Annotated in this window: 21 protein-coding genes; all 21 read right to left on the bottom strand. The window is 42.1% G+C overall.

The window, feature by feature from the left end:
* Positions 1-54: 54 nt before the first annotated feature.
* The gene (locus C1E99_RS10755) at positions 55-501 is read right to left on the bottom strand and encodes a sigma-70 family RNA polymerase sigma factor (RefSeq protein ID WP_105207540.1); all 447 of its coding nucleotides are present in this window, start codon (positions 499-501) and stop codon (positions 55-57) included.
* Positions 502-591: 90 nt separating this feature from the next.
* Positions 592-1,173, bottom strand: a complete 582-nt coding sequence (locus C1E99_RS10750) for a nucleotidyltransferase family protein (RefSeq protein WP_105207539.1) — start codon at positions 1,171-1,173, stop codon at positions 592-594.
* Positions 1,174-1,252: 79 nt separating this feature from the next.
* Positions 1,253-1,456: a hypothetical protein gene (locus C1E99_RS10745; RefSeq protein WP_105207538.1), complete on the bottom strand. Its 204-nt coding sequence runs from the start codon at positions 1,454-1,456 to the stop codon at positions 1,253-1,255.
* A 359-nt stretch (positions 1,457-1,815) separates the two neighbouring features.
* Entirely contained in the window at positions 1,816-2,133 is a 318-nt protein-coding gene (locus C1E99_RS10740; RefSeq protein ID WP_004195480.1) for a DUF1292 domain-containing protein, read from the bottom strand.
* A gap of 11 nt (positions 2,134-2,144) precedes the next feature.
* On the bottom strand, positions 2,145-2,564 hold the full coding sequence (gene ruvX, locus C1E99_RS10735) for a Holliday junction resolvase RuvX (RefSeq protein WP_105150615.1): 420 nt from the start codon (positions 2,562-2,564) through the stop codon (positions 2,145-2,147).
* Complete coding sequence (locus C1E99_RS10730; protein WP_105150616.1) at positions 2,564-2,830, bottom strand: IreB family regulatory phosphoprotein; 267 nt, start codon at positions 2,828-2,830, stop codon at positions 2,564-2,566. Before C1E99_RS10730 ends, ruvX begins: the two co-directional genes overlap by 1 nt.
* A gap of 105 nt (positions 2,831-2,935) precedes the next feature.
* Positions 2,936-3,334 (bottom strand): transcriptional regulator Spx, encoded by a 399-nt coding sequence (spx, locus tag C1E99_RS10725; RefSeq protein ID WP_029177692.1) that lies wholly within the window; start codon positions 3,332-3,334, stop codon positions 2,936-2,938.
* A 159-nt stretch (positions 3,335-3,493) separates the two neighbouring features.
* On the bottom strand, positions 3,494-4,645 hold the full coding sequence (gene recA, locus C1E99_RS10720; RefSeq protein ID WP_105207537.1) for a recombinase RecA: 1,152 nt from the start codon (positions 4,643-4,645) through the stop codon (positions 3,494-3,496).
* 49 nt (positions 4,646-4,694) lie between these two features.
* Entirely contained in the window at positions 4,695-5,876 is a 1,182-nt protein-coding gene (locus C1E99_RS10715; RefSeq protein WP_105207536.1) for a competence/damage-inducible protein A, read from the bottom strand.
* A gap of 36 nt (positions 5,877-5,912) precedes the next feature.
* The gene (locus C1E99_RS10710; protein ID WP_105207535.1) at positions 5,913-6,482 is read right to left on the bottom strand and encodes a DNA-3-methyladenine glycosylase I; all 570 of its coding nucleotides are present in this window, start codon (positions 6,480-6,482) and stop codon (positions 5,913-5,915) included.
* Between the two features lie 347 nt (positions 6,483-6,829).
* On the bottom strand, positions 6,830-7,420 hold the full coding sequence (gene ruvA, locus C1E99_RS10705; RefSeq protein WP_105207534.1) for a Holliday junction branch migration protein RuvA: 591 nt from the start codon (positions 7,418-7,420) through the stop codon (positions 6,830-6,832).
* A gap of 76 nt (positions 7,421-7,496) precedes the next feature.
* A complete protein-coding gene (locus tag C1E99_RS10700; protein ID WP_105207533.1) occupies positions 7,497-8,144 on the bottom strand; it encodes a CPBP family intramembrane glutamic endopeptidase in 648 nt (215 codons plus the stop codon).
* A gap of 14 nt (positions 8,145-8,158) precedes the next feature.
* Positions 8,159-8,524 (bottom strand): helix-turn-helix domain-containing protein, encoded by a 366-nt coding sequence (locus C1E99_RS10695; protein ID WP_105207532.1) that lies wholly within the window; start codon positions 8,522-8,524, stop codon positions 8,159-8,161.
* Positions 8,525-8,597: 73 nt separating this feature from the next.
* The gene (gene mutL / locus C1E99_RS10690) at positions 8,598-10,541 is read right to left on the bottom strand and encodes a DNA mismatch repair endonuclease MutL (RefSeq protein WP_105207531.1); all 1,944 of its coding nucleotides are present in this window, start codon (positions 10,539-10,541) and stop codon (positions 8,598-8,600) included.
* Between the two features lie 116 nt (positions 10,542-10,657).
* On the bottom strand, positions 10,658-12,175 hold the full coding sequence (locus C1E99_RS10685) for a quinol oxidase (RefSeq protein ID WP_105207530.1): 1,518 nt from the start codon (positions 12,173-12,175) through the stop codon (positions 10,658-10,660).
* Positions 12,176-12,365: 190 nt separating this feature from the next.
* Positions 12,366-13,586 (bottom strand): bifunctional folylpolyglutamate synthase/dihydrofolate synthase, encoded by a 1,221-nt coding sequence (locus tag C1E99_RS10675; protein WP_105207529.1) that lies wholly within the window; start codon positions 13,584-13,586, stop codon positions 12,366-12,368.
* 207 nt (positions 13,587-13,793) lie between these two features.
* Positions 13,794-14,693, bottom strand: coding sequence for a helix-turn-helix domain-containing protein (locus C1E99_RS10670; protein ID WP_105207528.1), 900 nt, complete (start codon positions 14,691-14,693; stop codon positions 13,794-13,796).
* A 252-nt stretch (positions 14,694-14,945) separates the two neighbouring features.
* On the bottom strand, positions 14,946-15,557 hold the full coding sequence (locus tag C1E99_RS10665; protein ID WP_105207527.1) for an HAD-IA family hydrolase: 612 nt from the start codon (positions 15,555-15,557) through the stop codon (positions 14,946-14,948).
* Between the two features lies 1 nt (position 15,558).
* Complete coding sequence (locus C1E99_RS10660; protein ID WP_105207526.1) at positions 15,559-16,305, bottom strand: GNAT family N-acetyltransferase; 747 nt, start codon at positions 16,303-16,305, stop codon at positions 15,559-15,561.
* Entirely contained in the window at positions 16,305-17,303 is a 999-nt protein-coding gene (gene ruvB, locus C1E99_RS10655; protein ID WP_105207525.1) for a Holliday junction branch migration DNA helicase RuvB, read from the bottom strand. Before ruvB ends, C1E99_RS10660 begins: the two co-directional genes overlap by 1 nt.
* Positions 17,304-17,556: 253 nt before the next feature.
* Entirely contained in the window at positions 17,557-18,825 is a 1,269-nt protein-coding gene (locus C1E99_RS10650; protein WP_105207524.1) for a MerR family transcriptional regulator, read from the bottom strand.
* Positions 18,826-19,278: the final 453 nt, after the last annotated feature.

Raw genomic sequence — 19,278 nt, 5'->3', positions numbered from 1 at the left:
ATATCAGAGTGGCCAATGCCCGAAGCTAAGAACTAGGCTCTTTCTAGATACTTTTCATTTTTTTATCAGTTCGATTGTTTTTACTTGACAAAGGGCTTTACATATCAGTTTTTTGTCATTTGCAAGCTGGTCATCGCTGAGATTCTTACGACAAGCTCTCAAGGCACCTCTCAGCTTCAATAATTCATCATTCACCAAACCAGGTGATTGTATCATATGCGATAGGTCGTGAATGTCCTCATGAGGCATGCGGTCAAACTTGCGCTTTTGACTTTCCTGTTTGCGAACACGGTCTTTAATCCGATTTCGGAATTTGACCTTGAAGTAACAATATAGTTGAGCCTGCTCACCGAGCAACCACGGCTGGTCTTCCAATAATTCAAACAGGGTCATCATGCCTTCCTGTTCCCAATCATCTCTGTCCCACAGCTTGATGGAAAACTCTTTTCGAGCCTTGTTGACAATCCCTTTTACACTATCATAGACCTTTTCAAATTCCATCTTACTAATCTCCTTTGATTGATGGTCTTAGTTTATCGAAAAGGCCCGATTGCCAACAGGACATTTTTGTCTATCGGATTTTATTTTGTTTTATTCTTCGTATTTTATGGTTATTGCAGGCCATTGTTTTTTCCAATTTTTCTTTTTCATTCGTTTCTTATATATGTTCATACGTTTAGAATTGGCCAGAAAATGAGGAGTTGGTCGTACTAAATAATTATAAATGTCATCTAATCCATAAGGGGCAAATAGTTCTATAGCCCCTTTCTCTGTCTGACGAACACCAATTGCGGTACACCTTTCAGGAAATTTTTCTATTGCATCTTGTGACGATTGATAAGGAAGGCTGTCCGGGCTATGAATGTGCATGAGTGTCTGATTTTTCAACTCCCATTGATAATTTGGATACATTTGGCGCAACTTAGTTTCTAACTCTAGTGTCTCTTCATAGGTTATGCTTTCATCAAAGAAAACAATGTCAACATCCGTATTCTTATCAAAACTGTATTGATTCCAAATGAAATTACGGATAGTTCCTGCACAAAGCCAGCAATCTGATAAATTCAGCTTGTCCATTATGTCTAATATAACCAATATATTTTTATCAGCCAGTAGACACCTCTCTAATTCCTCACTCAGCCTCTTACTTCTTTCTGTAAAACTATCTTTCATATGGCCTCCCTTTTGATTTTCTGACTCATGACTCATTCCTCGCCTTGCTGTTTCTTAACTTGGGCTGAAACAGTCTCCCCTAGACCCTTACTTCGCTCTCCTGTTTCTTAGCTCGGGCTGAAACAGTCTCTCCCCAGACTGTTACCTCGCTCTCCTGTTTCTTGGCTCGGGCTGAAACAGTCTCTCCCCAGACTGTTACCTCGCTCTCCTGTTTCTTGGCTCGGGCTGAAACAGTCTCTCCCCAGACTGTTTCACTCCACCAGACAAAGATAAAAAGGTCCACTGGACCTTAATTCGCTTTCTTGTTTTCAGGCTCATGATAAAAAGGTCCACTGGACCTTAATTCGCTTTCTTGTTTTTAGGCTCATGATAAAAAGGTCCACTGGACCTTAATTCGCTTTCTTGTTTTTAGGCTCATGATAAAAAGGTCCACTGGACCTTAATTCGCTTTCTTGTTTTTAGGCTCATGATAAAAAGGTCCACTGGACCTTAATTCGCTTTCTTGTTTTTAGGCTCATGATAAAAAGGTCCACTGGACCTTAATTTGCTTTCTTGTTTTTAGGCTCATGATAAAAAGGTCCACTGGACCTTAATTCGCTTTCTTGTTTTTAGGCTCATGATAAAAAGGTCCACTGGACCTTTTTATTCCTCCATAAAGCTGTTGAAGACTTCTTCAATCATATCCCATTCGGCTGTTGCGTCTTCTGGGATTGGTTGAAGGTCGCCTTCTGTGCCATTCTCATTTTCAATGTATGAGTAGGCTTGGATTTCAACTTCTCCGTTCTCATCTTCTTCTGCACTTGCAGGAATTAAGAGGACGTAGTTTTTACCAAACTCTTCTTGACCGTCAATGGTCAGCAAGATTTCAAAAAGTGTTTCGTTACCTTGGTCGTCCACCAAAGTAATCAATTCACGCTCATCGTGATTGTGGTCGTGTTCATGGTCATGATGATGTGCCATTAGTATCTCCTTTAAAATGTTCTATCTAAATAATTTTGCAAAATCAGCTGGGCAGCCAATTTATCAATAACTTTCTTACGTTTCCCGCGGCTAATATCTGCCTGTTCTATCAGCATACGTTCTGCGGCAACAGTTGTCAAACGTTCATCCTGGTAATCAACTGGTAAGTTGTAACGCTCAATTAATAAATCTCCATAAGCCTGGCTAGCTTCCACACGTGGTCCACTAGTATTATTCATATTCTTTGGCAAGCCTACAACAAATTTATCAACCTTATATTGCTCCACTAACTCAGTTAAGCGTTCCAAACCAAACTCACCCTTTTCTTCATCAATTGGGATGATTTCCAATCCTTGAGCTGTGAAGCCCAAGGGGTCTGAAATGGCTATGCCAACTGTCTTAGAACCGACGTCTAATCCCATTATTCTCATTAGAGGTCAATCCCATTTCCTTTCAAATAGTAGCGCACCAATTCTTCGATAATTTCATCGCGTTCGTATTTACGAATTTGGTTGCGGGCATCATTATAGCGCGGAATATAAGCAGGGTCCCCACTTAATACGTAGCCTATGATTTGGTTAATTGGATTATACCCCTTCTCATCCAATGAACGATAAACACTGGTTAGCGTTTGGCTAATTTCTTGCTTATCTGTATCATCCAGACGAAATCGGACTGTTTCTTCTGTGAATCCCATACTTACACCTTCTTTCATTATGTCTTACTCCCATTATAACACACTATCTACATAATCTCAAAGAAAGAGCAAAAAGAACTCTATAATCAGAGTTCTTCCTACTCTTTATAGGGCTGCTCGCATACGAGCTTGAGCATTTTCAACATTTCGAACTGCTCTTGGTAAGAAGGCGCGAATGTCATCTTCTTTATATCCAACCTGCAATCGTTTCTCGTCAATCAGAATTGGACTTTTCAAAATACGTGGATTAGAAGTAATCAAGTCAATCACTTCATTGACACTTAAATCTTCTATATCAAAATCCAAACTTTTTGCATAACGATTTTTAGAAGAAACAATACTTGCAATGCCGTTTTCCGTCTTGGTTAAAATATTTAAAATTTCTTCCTTGGTGATTGCCTCTTTAGCCAGGTTATGTTCGTTATAGGACAATTGATGGGCATTCAACCAGTTCTTTGCTTTCTTACAAGAAGTACAACTAGATACTGTATAAATTTTAATCATGTAGTCACTCCTTTGCTACATCTTAGTAAGCACATTATAAAACATTATACCACAAATTCCATCCGTCTGTAGACCTATTTTTTAAAAAACTTTAAATTTTTGGGCGAATATTCGTTTTTCAATCAGAAAAAAGTCTGGATAATCCAAACTTTTTCGTTTTTATTCTTCTAATTCAATACCGCCATCAAGATCTAGGATAACATCTTGGATCTCTTCAGCAGCAACAGGAGCCTCTTCTGTCACAGTTTCTTGCGTTTCATCAGCTTCAATCAAGCCGTAGTGAACACGAATCTTGCGGTCAATTTCATCAAAGATTGCTGGATTATCTGCCAAGAATTTCTTAGCATTTTCAGAACCTTGACCAATTTTTTCTCCATTATATGAATACCAAGCACCTGCTTTTTGGATAAAACCGAGGTTGCTACCAATCTCAATCAATTCACCTGTGCGAGAAATTCCTTCACCGTACATGATTTCAACAACAGCTTCTTTAAATGGTGGAGCCACCTTGTTCTTCACAATCTTGACCTTGGTTTCCTTACCAACGTTTTGATCTTTCTTATCACCCGTTCCTTTGATTTGTGTATTACCACGAACATCCATACGAACAGAGGCATAGAATTTAAGCGCACGTCCACCTGGTGTTGTTTCAGGGTTACCAAACATGACACCGACTTTTTCACGCAATTGGTTAATGAAAATGGCTACGGTTTTTGTTTTGTTAATGGAGGCACCGAGTTTACGCATGGCCTGACTCATCATACGTGCCTGCAAACCAACGTGGCTATCACCGATATCGCCATCAATTTCTGCACGTGGTACAAGAGCTGCAACCGAGTCCACAACAACCAAATCAACCGCACCAGAGTCAATTAACTTACCAGCGATTTCAAGACCCTGCTCTCCTGAGTCTGGCTGTGACAAGAGCAACTCGTCAATGTTGACACCAAGCGCTGCTGCATAGGCTGGATCCAATGCATGCTCCGCATCGATAAAGGCAGCAATTCCACCTTCTTTTTGCGCCTGCGCAACCGCATGAAGAGCAACAGTTGTTTTACCTGATGACTCAGGGCCATAAATTTCAATGATACGGCCTTTTGGATAACCACCCGCACCCAAGGCAATATCAATGGACAAGCTACCTGAACTCATGACTTGCACTTTTTGCTCAGCCCGCTCACCAAGGCGCATAATGGCACCTTTACCAAAATCCTTTTCAATTGTTTTTAAGGCATCGTCGAGCGCTTTTTTACGCTCATCACCAAATTTTTTCGTAATATCTTCTAATTTTTTACCAGGTTTTTTTGCCATTTCTTTCTCCTCTTTTGTAATCAATCCATTATAGCAAAGTTTTACTGTTTCACAAAGTTTTTCGCACGAAATCAAGGGCCTGCATCACCGCCAATTGACGAATGTGACTCCAGGAATACCCTCCCAGGTCCACCTCCATTTGGGCAATCCCAGAGGTACTTGCCAGAGCAAGAAAAACCTTGGCAAGGACGTTGTCCTCTGTCGATTCTGGCTTGATAAGCACCGACACAGACAACCCCAAATCCGCTTGCAAATCCTGCCGAATGCGACCAGCTTCTTCCCAGCACCTGCCCGAACCTGTTCCCTGCTGACCGATGACTTTCCCACCGCTAAAATACGGCTGATCAGCCAAAGCCAGGCTCAATTCAGCCTGCAAGAGACCACCTGTCCCCTGTTCGACGATGGCTATAGTTTGTTTTTTCTCTATCAAACAAGACGCTACCGTTTGAGCCAAACTATTTTCCTCTCCGTAGGCATAGAAGTAGTCTGCCAGTTTGTCCCGTTGCAAGATTTCTTCTTCCAACTGACTCAAACGTAGATTTGCTTCTTCTTGGTTGGTCGCCTTGGTGGACAAACGTAAAGTCACCTCTCCAACCTTAGCATAGGGTGCAAGAGTTGGGTCTGTCTGCTTGTCAATCAAGTCCGCCAAAACAGTCACCAACTGGCTTTCACCAATGCCAAAAAAGCGTAGGACTCGCGAATAAAGTTGCTGCTGAGATTGGGACAGCAAAGGTAAGAGACTCTCAGAAAACATGGCCTTGAGTTCACTTGGTGGACCAGGCAAGACAATATAGGTTACACCCTCTTGCTCAATCATGCCTCCAACTGCCAAACCAGTTGGATTTTGTAAGGCGAGGCTTCCCTCAATAATCTGTGCCTGACGTTCATTGTTAGGTGTACGAACACGACCTGGTCGACTGGCAAAGAAGCGGTCTAATTTTGCCATAGCCTTTTCATCAAAGACCAATTTTCTACCTAAGAAGGCCGCCAAGGTCTGCTTGGTCAAGTCATCCTCAGTTGGACCAAGTCCTCCACAGAGAATGACCAAGTCGCTCCGCTGACTGGCTACTTCCAGTACAGATAGGAGCCGTTGTTCATTATCTCCAACAGCTGTGTGGAAATAAACATCAATTCCCAGCTCTGCGCATTTTTCCGAAAGGAACTGGGCGTTGGTATTAACGATTTGACCTGTCAAAATCTCCGTCCCAACGGCGATTAGTTCTGCTTTCATATTCCTCCTCTGTCTAAGGTGCGATTGCTCGCTCATCTAATTAGTTCGTAATGGTTTTCGAAAATCACAAGATTCTTCGTGTTCATTTAAAAGACCCGCCGCCTGTAAATAGGAATAAACACATACAGGACCGACGAATTTGAAACCTCGTTTTTTCAAATCTTTTGAAATTCGCTCAGACAAGTCGTTCTTAGTCGGCAATTCTCGGAAGGACTTGACATGGTTGTCGATAGATGTAAAGTTAACCCATTCCCAAAGATACGTATCAAACGTGCCGAATTCCTCCTGTACTCGAAGAAAGGCCTGGGCATTAGCACGGGTGGCGTACAGCTTTGCCTTGTGGCGAATGATGTTGGGATTGGCAAGAAGACCGTCTAACTCGCTATCTGTCATAGCTGCAACCTTTTGAATATCATAGTGGAAAAAAGCAGAGCGAAAAGCCTGGCGTTTATTGAGAACAATTTCCCAGGAAAGTCCTGCTTGGTAGGATTCCAAGCAAAGCAACTCAAACAAAGACTGCTCATCGTGAAGTGGCTTGCCCCATTCTTCATCATGGTAAGCAATATAAAGTGGATTATTTAGATTAACCCAAGCACAACGGGACATAGAAACTCCTTTTCGAGAATAACTAAGATACACTAGACACCTACTAAAAGTTGCAGTAAAAACAAAGAAAGTCACTACTTGCTTCGTATCACCTAACTCCTTAGTATCTGGTCACGACATGAGTCACAAAAATCGATATTATTTTTGTGGCGAATTAGTAAGGTACCTAGGCAAGTCGCAAATAGCGATTGCCGTAGTATGATGAGTTACTTTAGTAACCATCATACTGGTACGTTACTTGAACACGGCTACGATACTTTGCAAAAAGATAAAGACTTCCTAGATGCCAAAGCATCTGCGTCAGCTTTCCTATTTTGCTTCGTATCGTTTAACGCCTTAGTATCCTATCACTTCATCAACATTTTAAGGGCTGACTTGATGTAGTTTTCTGCGGTGTCGTTGGTACCTTCGAAGAATTTCTTGATTTTCTTGAGTTCGGCTGGTCGGTAACCAAGCGCCTCCATGGCTTCCATTGCTTCTTCGAGGGCGACATTCTCACTGGCAGGTGCTACTTCTTGAACAGGACCCGCTTCTTCGCTCATGACAAACTTGCCTTCCAAGTCCAAAATCATCTGCTGGGCTGTTTTCTTGCCAATCTTCGGAAACTTGGTCAGGTAGGTAATGTTTTTCTGCTCAATGGCACGAACAAGTCCATCATTATCATCAACAGCAATAATAGCCAGAGCCGTTGTTGGACCAATACCTGATACTGAAATCAGATTCAGAAAGACGGATTTTTCATTCTCAGTCGCAAATCCGTAGAGCAAATGAGCATCTTCACGAATCACCTGATGGGTATAGACCGTCACTTCTTGTTGGACCTTCCCAGAGTAAGCGTAGGGATTGGCTACCTGTAAAAGATAACCAACTCCATGCGTTTCTACTACAATATACTTTGCAGTGATTTTGGTTAACATTCCTTTGATATAGTCGTACATATACTTCCTTTATCGATGATAATTTATGTCTTCCATTGTATCATAAAAGCCTCGCCATTGACAGCAAGGCTGAGTTTTAATACCCGACGGAGAGATTGCTGGCACAATGAATGAACATTGGGTAGCAAAGATTATCTGTTCTATGATAGAGATAGCCCAAGTAAATACCTGAACAAATCTGAGGAATCGTACTGATGAGTTCTGAACTGTCCAGAGATCTAGCATGTCCTAATCCAAAAATGAGACCTTGCAAGACAATAGCCAACCATGGATTCAAAATATTTTTCAGACTATCCTGTAAAAATTTCCGATAAAAAAGTTCTTCAACAATCGGACCAATGATGCCCACTATTAGCAAAAAGATTGGAAGTGGGACGATTTGATTTATCTTATCAACTGCTGTAACATTGCCTATACCTTCTGAGATATGAAGTGATTTCATGAGTATGTATTGGAAAAAACTTCCGCCATACATGACCAAAAAGTCTGCGAGATAAAACAAGGGGAATTGATAAAGCAGTTTCCAGCTCCGCAATTTTCTAAAGTCAGTCCAAAGAAGCTCTTTATAGTAGTATATGCCAAGTGCAAATAGCAAGCCATAACTAGCAAGCTGGTAGTAAAGACTATAAGTCGGACTAAATCCTAAATAACGGTGAAGCTTGACCAGCAGATTGAGTACGCCAAGAACAATAAATACAATAAACAGTCTATCCTTTCGGACCATACAATGACCTCGCTTTATAAAGATTTGGTCAACATGAATTCTTGGATAAGGAAACCGACAAGGAGAAAAACAATAAGGAAAGGAAGCAAGAGAGTGGCATTACCACCGACAAATATACCTAGACTGAATAGGATTAGGAGAATCAAGTAATTTATCCAGACCCGCCTTTTCTTAGCCTTGACTTGTAAGCCAATTAACTGGTCAAAAGATAGGTGATAACGTTGGGCAATGCTAACTAGACTGGCACTATCAGGTAAGGTGCGACCTTTTTCCCAGTTTAAGACTGTTTGCCGTGACACTCCGATTGCTTTTGCCAAGGTTTCTTGAGATTCCTGTCGTTTTGTTCGCTCCATGTGAATGAGCTGTCCAAGATTGGTCATGTTTCCTCCTTTACTTTACAAGCTGATGGTAAAAAAAGCTAGCCAAAATACTTTTACATGGGTGTTAAAACCCTTAATACTTCCCCAACTCTCGCAAACTTGTATGATTTTCCTGAATGCGACGGAACATTTTTTCCATGTCCGACTTGCTAAAATGAACTAAAACTGGACGGCCGTGCGGGCAGTTATAAGGATTTTGACAATGCGATAATTGCCGCAATAAGTCTCGTGCTGAATAATCATCCAAAGCATGGTTGGCCTTGATTGACCGTTTACAAGACATCATGATTGCCAGTTCTGCCCGATACTGCTTAATAGACACCTGGTCTGTCAAGAGCAGCATATCGCACATCTCATAAATGCCAGACTCAATCTCCTCTTCCTTCATCCAAATAGGATGTTCACGCAAGATGAATTGGTTGACACCATACTCTTCCAAGTTGACACCAACTTGACGGAGGGCATCCATCTTATGTGCTAAGTTGAGGGCATCATTTTGAGGAAATTCAAAGATATAAGGCACCAAGAGTTGCTGGGCAGAGTTATCTACCTGACCAATCTTTTCACGATAATATTCATATTTGACCCGCTCCTGTGCGGCGTGCTGATCAATGATATAGAGCCCTGTTTTCCCCTGTGCAAACAGATAAGTCCCGTGCATCTGACCGAAATATTCTAATTCTGGGAAGGTTGAGGTTTCTTCTTGGTCTAATTTATCTGCTAATTTGGCCAACTCTTTAGCACTTAAGTTAGGATGTTCTGGGTCTGCACTTTCACCTGAATGGCGTTCTGCAAACTGAACAGACTTGACCGCATTCTCCTCGGGTACTTCTTGAGGAGCCTGTTTGTCTTCCTCCAAAGGCTTGATATCCTCTGCAACCACTTCTGGTTTGAGGAAAAAATCCTGCTTGACTGTGTCATAGTAAAGATTACTTTCCTTGAGAGGCAAGGTTCCCTGCTCTGCCTTGACCTTTACACGTGGACGGGTGCTAGACTGGGCCAAATTTTCTAAAGCATCTGGAATCAAGTCCTGTTCCTTAAGTGCCTTGATAATGGCCTCTCGAATCAGGGTCATGAGTTCCTTTTCCTTGGAGATACGGACCTCTTGCTTGGTCGGATGGACATTGACATCAGCTAAATAAGGATCAATCTCAATAGAAATCACCGCCAGCGGAAAACGACCTACCATGAGCTTACTACCGTAACCTTCCAAAATGGCACGATTGAGCAAGAAATTCTTGATGTAGCGACCATTGATGAAAATGGAAATGTAGTTGCGGTTGGCACGAGTCAATTCTGGCAGAGAAACATAGCCAGAAACGTGAAAATCCAAGTCTTCGGCTTCAATCTCCACCATTTTTTTAGCAGAAGCAATCCCGTAAATACCCGAAATAGCTTGACGGAGTTTGCCTGTTCCTGCTGTACGCATCAATTCTCGCCCTTCGTTAACCAGAGTAAAGGCAATTTCTGGGTGAGCCAGGCTCAGCCTGTTGATGATATCTGCAATATGTGATATCTCAGCCTGCTGACTGCGGACATATTTCAGACGAGCAGGGGTGTTGTAAAACAAATCCGAAACGGTCATCTGGGTGCCGACTGGGCGGCTGATTGGCTCCTCCGACTCGATCACTCCGCCTTTGGAAACCAAGCACAAACCATGAGTATGCTGGTCTGTCGCTGTTTCGATGGTCAGGTGGCTGACAGAGGCAATCGACGGCAGGGCTTCACCACGAAAACCCAAGGTCCGAATGCGGAAAAGGTCTGCCTGATTTTTAATCTTACTAGTCGCATGACGTCGCAGAGCCAATGCCACCTGGTCAGGAGCAATGCCTTCACCGTTGTCTGTAATCTGAATGGATTTGAGCCCAGCTTCCTCGATACGAATTTCAATCTGGCTAGCCCCTGCATCAATAGAATTCTCCACCAACTCCTTGACCACGCTGGCTGGACGTTCAATCACCTCGCCCGCCGCAATCTGGTTGGCTAAAATTTCTGGTAATTCAATAATTTGTGCCATGATTTTCCCTACATTTCTTTAGAAATTCTTTTTCCGTCTACCTATTTCTCCATTATACCACACATCCTAGTCTTCCCCATTTTCCCAAGCCAATGAAAAAATGACTGCCTAAGCAATCATTCATTCTTTTGATAAATAACAAAGTGGTCATAGGACTCAACTTGCTTATATTGTAATTCTAAGTTTGAAGTGATATCGTCTAACAATGGGATACCTTTATTAACAACGATAAACCTTGCAGCATTTCGATTCAAATCGTAAACTAAATTCCTCTTATTTTCGTCTGTATCCAAGAAAGGTTTTGCAGAAATAATTGTTGCAGAAGATAAGCGTTGACTCGACAGATAGATACTCGCACTGTTATCCCAAGTGAATATCTTATCATTCGAATCGGAGTTTTCTCGGATATATCGAGCAATATCTGTCCGTTCTGCAAGGAGATCTCCCTGAACCAAGTAGGTATAAGCTGGTTGTATAACAATTCCTAATGCAACAACCACCGGTAAGAAAAACTGACGACCAAGGTAACCATTCTCCTCATCCTCTTCAGACGAAGAACTTACATGAACAACAGCCATTATAAAACCAAAGGGAAGCAAGAGAACAAGTTGGCTCCAATGAAAATCAGCATCTCCAATAATAAAGACAGTTTGTATGACAAAAGCTAGGAGAGCCAATACTTTCAAATAGGTGTACTTTCCTGTCCCTAGCGAAAATAGGGTTTGGAAAATATTTTTTAGAAAGCCTGAAAAAACTAAGAAGGCAGAAAACATAGCAAGCGCGAAGTACAAGCTTGTCGGTACAAATTCAAGCCTCAAATTATAAAGAAATGTCTGCTGAATAGCTGTTCCTAATATCTCAGCTTCAAAAGTGTAGTAGCCTACAATATACAGTATGAAAAGAAAACCAAATATGGTTGCTAGAAATTGATAGACTCCTCTAGCTTTTTGCTGATGCTGGATATTGAAGAAGAACAATAAGACACCTGCAATCAACCAGAGTACTAAACTTTTTGGATAGATGAGAAATACTATGGCAGCATCAATTCCGTAGAGAATAAAAGCTTCATCTCGTACCGCATTTTCAAAATAACGCACTAAAAACCATAGGCTTGTTAAAAGAAATGGGAGTACAAATAATTCCGCATAAAGTCCGCCAAATCCTAATGCAAAGATAAAAACATAGAACCAATGACTAAAATTGGTTGCTATTCGCTCTGATGAGCTAAAATAAGCCGTTATTTTATAAAAATAGATTCCAGCAATAAAAACTGCAATAAATTGAAGAAGGCCAAATACAATAAAGCTCCCTCCAATATGACCAATCCAGGACATTAGGTAAAACAAAACCCCATTTGTTCCAAAAAAGTCACCATATGGATGTTGCCCATTCATCATGGCCATTCCCGCATACAAATTTTGTGTCTGTACATTTGTAGCCAAAAAAGTCAGAAATGGGTTGGCAACACTGAAAACACTCAACAGTAGACTCCAAATCAGCGCTGGCCAAATCTTCGTTTTAGGCAGTTCATCCTTAAATTCCTCATTTAAGTGATTTGTTTTTGAACGTCTTGCTCGTCTGTGTCGTCGAGGTTTGGTAGATTTTTCATGAATAGTGGTATCTAATTCTGTCATGCTCTCCTCCTTGAATGTACTTTTTTTATTATATCAAAAAGCCCTCCCGATGTCATTTCCTATCGGGAGTTCTAGAAATTTTTGCAAACTGCTCTAGTTGGCGGAAGGTATGGCGTTTGGTTTTTTCAAATTCCTTTAAAAAGGCTACTGTTTCTGCATGTGTCATACCTATTTATTCGCAAAATGATAGTCATTTTTTAAACATCTGACGAACCTCTGAGATAAAGTAGAGAGAGCCTGTGACAATCAAAATCCCTTGCTTGCTAGATTGCCAGTCTTCTATAAACTGCGGATAGTTCTCAACATAATCTCGTCCTTGTCGGTTTTCCTCGGACAAGGCACCGTCATAAGCAAAGCTGGTCAATACAAGAGGAGTATGTGGTAACTTTTCTTCCAATAATTCCAGCATTTCTTGAAAATCCTTGCGCCGAAGGGCAGAAAAGAGAATGGTGACAGGCTCTTCTTGTTCTTGAATAAATTCAATCAAACGTTCGATAGCGGGGACATTGTGGGCTCCGTCCAAATAGATTGTTGGCTCTTGGGCAACCAATTCCAAACGACCAGGCCAGCTGGTTTGGGCAAGGGCAGTTTTAATTAACGGAGGTAAAGTCGCTTTTTGAATACTGGCCATATAAAGCAAAAAAGTTTGCAAGGCTACGGCCGCATTTTCTTCTTGGTGAGGACCTGCCAGACCCAGAACCAATTCTGACAGGTCCATGTCCGCATTGCTGAACTGTCTTGTTTTATAGGTGAATTCCTGACCAAATTGGTAGACAGGGGCTTGTTTGTCAAGGGCAATTTGGCGGCAAATGGCTGTGGTTTCTGGACAAAGCGGTCCTAGGACGACAGGCACGTTTTCCTCGATAATTCCTGCTTTCTGCTCTGCTATTTCCCCTAAAGTCGAGCCTAGTAAATCCTGATGGTCCATGCCGATGGAGGTGATAACGCTTAGGGCTGGTGCCACGACATTAGTCGTATCCAAAAGCCCGCCGATGCCCACCTCTACCAGTGCCACATCGGGTTGTTGAGCTTCGAAATAGAGGAACATAATAAGCACCATGACCTCGAAATAGCGGAAGGGCTCATAGCGAGCGGTGACTTCCTGCTCCAAGTCATAGACTTTCTGTAAGTAGTGCTGAAAATCATAGTCAGAAATGGGCTGGCTGTCAATACAAATCCTGTCGTGTACGCTCACCATATGGGGAGACACGAAGCTACCGACACGCAAGCCATGGGTCTGAAATAGCTGGCGCAGAAAAGCAATGGTCGATCCCTTGCCATTGGTCCCAGCGACATGAATGACCGGCACTGCAAACTGGGGATTTCCTAGCAGTTCTAGGGCATACTCAATCTTCTCCATCTTATAATGAAACACCTGACCTTGCTTGGTGTTTAACCAATTTTCTAACATAGCCACCTCCTACATACTGTCTAGTATAACAAAAAAGCCAAACGGATGTTGGCTTTTTATGAATATTATTCTTCAATCCATGTTCCCCAGTTACCACCAAGACGACCAAAAAATTTCAAAAAGTTAAACATATTACTAATCTCCTTTAATCTTTATGAGTTTAGTATAATACTTTTGACAGCTCTTCAACAGGACAAAAATGTCACTTTACTGATTGTCAACTTTCCAATCTTCGTCAATCTTCTGTTCTAACTCTCTATTTTCTATCAATTTTGCCAATAGAATCGCATCTAAATAATGCTTTTCAGCCTCACCCCTATCCTTATTTACAAAAAGTGCGTATTTCCATTTCAATACACTGACAATGGGCTTTTTCTGAAAGTCTTGTGTCGACTGTATAATTTTATCTACACTGTCGAATATCTTTGGTATTGGTTCATAATATTTTTTGCTTCCCAAAATATTTACACAAGATAACAATGTATCTCGTAAAACAAATAGATCACTTGAATTGATGATATCAATTTGTCCATGTAAGGCTTCTATAATTTTCAAAAACTGTCTAAATATTTCTGAATCATTACTAGATAACCTAACATATTCGAGCTGGAGCCTAATAATCAGTAAATCATTCACTTCGTACTTTTGTTTTCGAAAAATTTGTTCAAAGTAATCTTCCAGTATCTCTTTTCCAAAGCCTGCTGTCCCTGACTCTAAGGTATCAATTCGTGATTGAATCGCATCTATCGCTATTTTCTCCTCTTCAGGCAAGTCATCATAATAATCATCATAAATTTCCGTCATGATAGCATCACGTTTTTCAATTAATTCCTCATTGCCATAAGTCGGTGTACGGAGGACATCAAACTTCAGTTTAGAATATCTTTCGGGTAAGGATACATAATCTGGCATAAGTTCATAAAGTCCCATGCCCAATCGGGTCGCAATATACTGAATCTTTGAAAAAGTCGGTTTAGAGGTACCAGCTTCAATACGGGTTAATTGGCGGACGGAGAGTTCCAATTCATCACCACAAAACTGTTCACGTGTCAGACTAGCGGTTTCTCTAAGTTGACGTACACGTTGTCCAAATTCCTTATCGTTCATAAAATACCTCCGAATATACTTTTGTTCATTGTAGCAAAAAAGCTAGGTATTGTAAACGATTTCATCTTGCAATGAAAATAATTGTATACTTACATACTAATTGGTATTTGAACCCATCCAAAAATTACTCAAATTTTTTATCTTTCACCGATAACCTCAGTTTTTTCGCTTTACCTATCTAGTCTATCAAAACTCGCTATAGATGACTAATTGAATATTTCCATGACTTGTAATAGTTTTTGACTATATCCTTTATTCAAACTTCCCCTTAATATCCACCAACTTCCCAATCTTCCAATTCTGCTCCACACCATCAATTTGCAGGTTGATACTCTGAATCCCTGCGTTGACAGCTGTCTCCACATCAAGCAGACGGTCACCAATATAGTAGGTCTTTTCCTTGTCCAGTCCGTATTTTTCGATGAGAAATAGCAGAGCTTCTGGACTTGGTTTGCGGGCAAAACCAGAATCGCTGGTCAAGATTTCTGTGAAATGGTGATGGACACCCAAATCCTCCAAAACCTGAAAAGCATTGTCACTCTTGTGTGTATAAACGAAATTTTGAATTCCTTTCTCTGCTGTCCAGTCCAGAATTTCACGCGCACCAGCCATCAAGGGAATCTGCGTATTCTTCTCCTTCAAGGAAGTCGCACGTACGCGATTAAGCTCATCGCTATCCAGACCGTACTTGTCCGCATCACGCACCAGCAAATCCTTGACAGAATAGCGAAGAATGAAATTTCTTACTTCTTCGCGGTCAAAAGGAAGATCATATTGTTCATAGGTTTCCTGAATTCCAGCCAAAATCGCTTCATAGGAATCCAACAGCGTTCCGTCCAAATCCCAAATAAATGTCGGTATCATCTTATCTCCATTCATATGCTTGATAGGGCTTGTCCAATTGGTAACCCAATTTTTCAGCCAGTTTCAAGGAAGTCAGAGTATGGGCATCCCAGCTAGGATAGAGATTACAGTCTAAACAAGCTAAGATTAACTGAGCAGCACAAGCTCTAGCTAAACCCAAACCTCGATAGTCTTCCCTAGTATCCACCTCTATCTCAATCCCACCTGAATAACTGGCATAGGATGAGGCACCTGACACCACCTGCTCCTTATGCAAGATGACATAGCCTAGACCCAAGTCTAAAAACTGCTCCACATCAGCATAATTGCCCACCAAATCGCGTGACCAGTCTTCCACCAGACAGGCATCATACAGATTACAGTCAATCACTTTCAGGTCAAACTCTTCAGGTAGGGCATCAATCAGTTTCTGCAAATGCCCAAGGTCAAAACTAGTATCTTTTTTCGTAGCATAACGGGTAAAGGACCGGATATTGTCTCCGTAAGTCCCTTCTATCAAGTCTGACCAGGCCTGGTTTTGGGGGACTAAAATAATATCCTTTCCCTCACATATTTTCAGCAAGTCCATATTTGGTTTTCCGGCAAAAAAACCAAAGAAGCTCTGCCGTCCATAGAGAGCTAAGGCTGACTGGGGCGACTGGCTGTCATCAACATGAATCTGTCCCATTCTGCCTTCTAAACAGGTCCAAATAATTGCCTCAGGCCAATCTCCAAATAAACTGGCTACTTGTCTCATCTGCTCTGCCATTATTTTTCCGTATAAGGATAACCCAAGTGCTCGTAGGCCTTGGCTGTCGCAACCCGCCCCGTCCGTGTCCGCATGATGAAGCCCTGCTGAATCAGGTAAGGCTCATACATGTCCTCCACCGTTTCGCGCTCTTCAGCAATATTAACCGACAGGGTGTTGAGGCCGACGGGACCGCCACCGTACATCTCAATCATTGTACGAAGAATCTTCTGGTCCACGTAGTCCAGACCTTCACGGTCCACGTCCAGCATGGTCAAAGCCTTGTCCGTAATGCTGTCATCAATCAGGCCGTCGCCCATAATCTGTGCGAAATCCCGCACCCGCTTGAGCAGACGGTTGGCGATACGGGGAGTTCCACGAGACCGACGAGCCAGCTCAATAGCAGCTTCATGGGTAATCTCCATCTCAAAGATATCCGCCGTCCGCTCAACAATCTCGGTCAAATCAGCCAGTTCATAATACTCCATGTGACCGGTGATACCAAAACGAGCCCGCAGGGGATTGGATAGCATACCCGCACGAGTGGTTGCTCCAATCAGGGTAAAAGGTGGCAACTCCAGATGCACAGAGCGGCTGGCTTCCCCTGCTCCAATCATAATATCGATGTAAAAGTCTTCCATAGCAGAGTAGAGAATCTCCTCAACCGCCATGGGCATACGGTGGATTTCATCGATAAAGAGGACATCGCCAGGCTCCAAATCATTGAGAAGGGCCACCAAATCGCCTGCCTTTTCAATGACAGGACCACTTGTCTGCTTGATATTTACACCTAGTTCGTTTGCAATGACAAAGGCCATAGTGGTCTTCCCCAGACCCGGAGGGCCAAAAAGAAGAGTATGGTCCAAGGCTTCATCACGGAGTTTGGCCGCCTCAATAAAGATTTTCAACTGGTCCTTGACCTTGTCCTGACCGATGTATTCGTTTAATTTCTGCGGACGCAGGGTACGCTCAACATACTCCTCATCCTGCATCTGTTCCATATCTAAAATTCTAGTCATGGGACTATTATAGCACAAAATGAAAATACCAGACTCAGTGAGTCCAGTATTTCCAGGAGATTATATGATACCTAGCTCTTGTCGCTTGCGACTTAGAGCCAGGGATACCTTTAGGTAAAAAGATATGCCAGCCGTTTGAGCTTTAACTCTTACGGATGACGATACTGAAAATCATTCAGTAAAAGTTTTGCTATTTCTAGCTTGGATATAGTATAGCGCGCCAAACTTAAGGGAAACTAAAACAGAATTCATTTTATTTATTTTCCACTATTCGCAAAAATCGCCCTAGAAAGTGCGCATCTAAATCGTTGTACTGACTGCCTTCTGCTGAACTTTCTTTGGGAATGACCAGATTCATCAGTCGCTGATCAAATTCCTCTAGTTCTATGTAGCTATCAACTGGCACTAAATCCTGATTGGAAGTCGGCTGCATAAACACAAGTTCTTTTCCGTCAAGCTGGATACGGTAGCTAAACTGTCCCTGCTTTTTAGTTTCATCTAGGGTAAATACCTTGGTCCCAAATCCTGTCCAGACAGACTTGACATCACTGTAAAGATATTCCTTGGACGGTGCCAACAGATTGATGTCAATAATCTGGTCTTTGGTCACAGCTGTTGTGGTAGAAATGAGCAGAGCGGTCAACAAGATACAGCCACCTGCCAGACCCCAGCCGTATTTCCAAGGAAGTTTCACCAGCCTCGCCAGTTTTCCCAAAAGAAAAACAAGAAAAACCATAATAAATGCCATGGAAACCTTGCCCAGACCAATCGAATACTCATAGAAGAGCCAGTCGCTTGGCAGGAAGAAAGTTTCTGTCAACCAGCCGACGAAGATAAAGTAGCTAATTCCACCCACAAGGGTGATTAGACCAATTGGAATCCACCAAGCTTGGCTACGATTCTTCTGACGGACCTTGTCCCGATGTTTCCACCAAGTCACGAGGTAGTCTCGCCAGAGGAGCGTGATCCAAGCAGTTGCTAGTAGGGAAACCACGGCTAGTAGGAAAAGATTTTCCTGACGGCCCTCTTGAATTCGGATAAACAGCCAGAGGATCGGACCTGATAGCGTCAAGGTCTGCACGAGGGCCATCCATAGGCTTGGTAATAAGGCATCTTCTAGGTCTTGTTTTAAGTCTTGGAATTCACCGCTTTCCACAAAAGCAATGGAGTCCTGTGCTTCTTCCAGCCAGTCAACTTTCTTGCCCAGGTCCTTGACTACCTGACCCAGCAAGTCAACCTTGTCTGACAATTCCTCTGCTTGCTGGTTGATTTCTTGCTTCTTCTCACGCAGGGCTGACCGCAAATCCTCTTCTGATAAAAACAAAAGCTCCTTAATATCGGCTAGGGAAAATTCAAAATAGCGGAGCAACTTAATCAAGCGGAGTTGCTGCACATTTTCCTCTGAATAATCTCGATAGTCGTTGAGTGGATTTCTCGCCACCTCAATCAAGTCCTTTTCTTCATACAGGCGTATCGCCTTGGTTGACAAGCCTGTCAACTTCTCCACATCCTTGACCTGCATAAGCAACCTCCATCTGCTTTGATAGTCCTAGCATACACCATCCCCCTAGGGATGAGTCAAGACTTTTTTGATTTTTTATACAAAAACAGCCGACTTCACTTTGCCGACTGTTTTCTGGAGATTATATGATACCTAGCTCTTTGTCGCTTGCGACTTAGAGCTAGGGACACCTTTAGGTGAAAAGATATGCCAGCCGTTTGAGCTTTAGCTCTTACGGATGACGATACTGAAATTCATTCAGTAAAAGTTTTGCTATTTCTAGCTTGGATATAGTATAGCGCGCCAAACTTAAGGGAAACTAAAAAATTCTCTGGAAAATCCAAAGAATTTTAATTTTTTAGGCTCTATAATTTCTGTAGTGGGTAAGAACACCGTGGAAATTATGGAGCCTTTTTGAATATAGAAAAAAGGTCCCATATGACCTATAATGAAAAGCGACGAAACTCACATTAG

The organism is Streptococcus suis (genome assembly GCF_002964045.1).
Classification (GTDB): domain Bacteria; phylum Bacillota; class Bacilli; order Lactobacillales; family Streptococcaceae; genus Streptococcus; species Streptococcus suis_U.
This window is presented reverse-complemented; position numbering and strand designations above follow the sequence as displayed.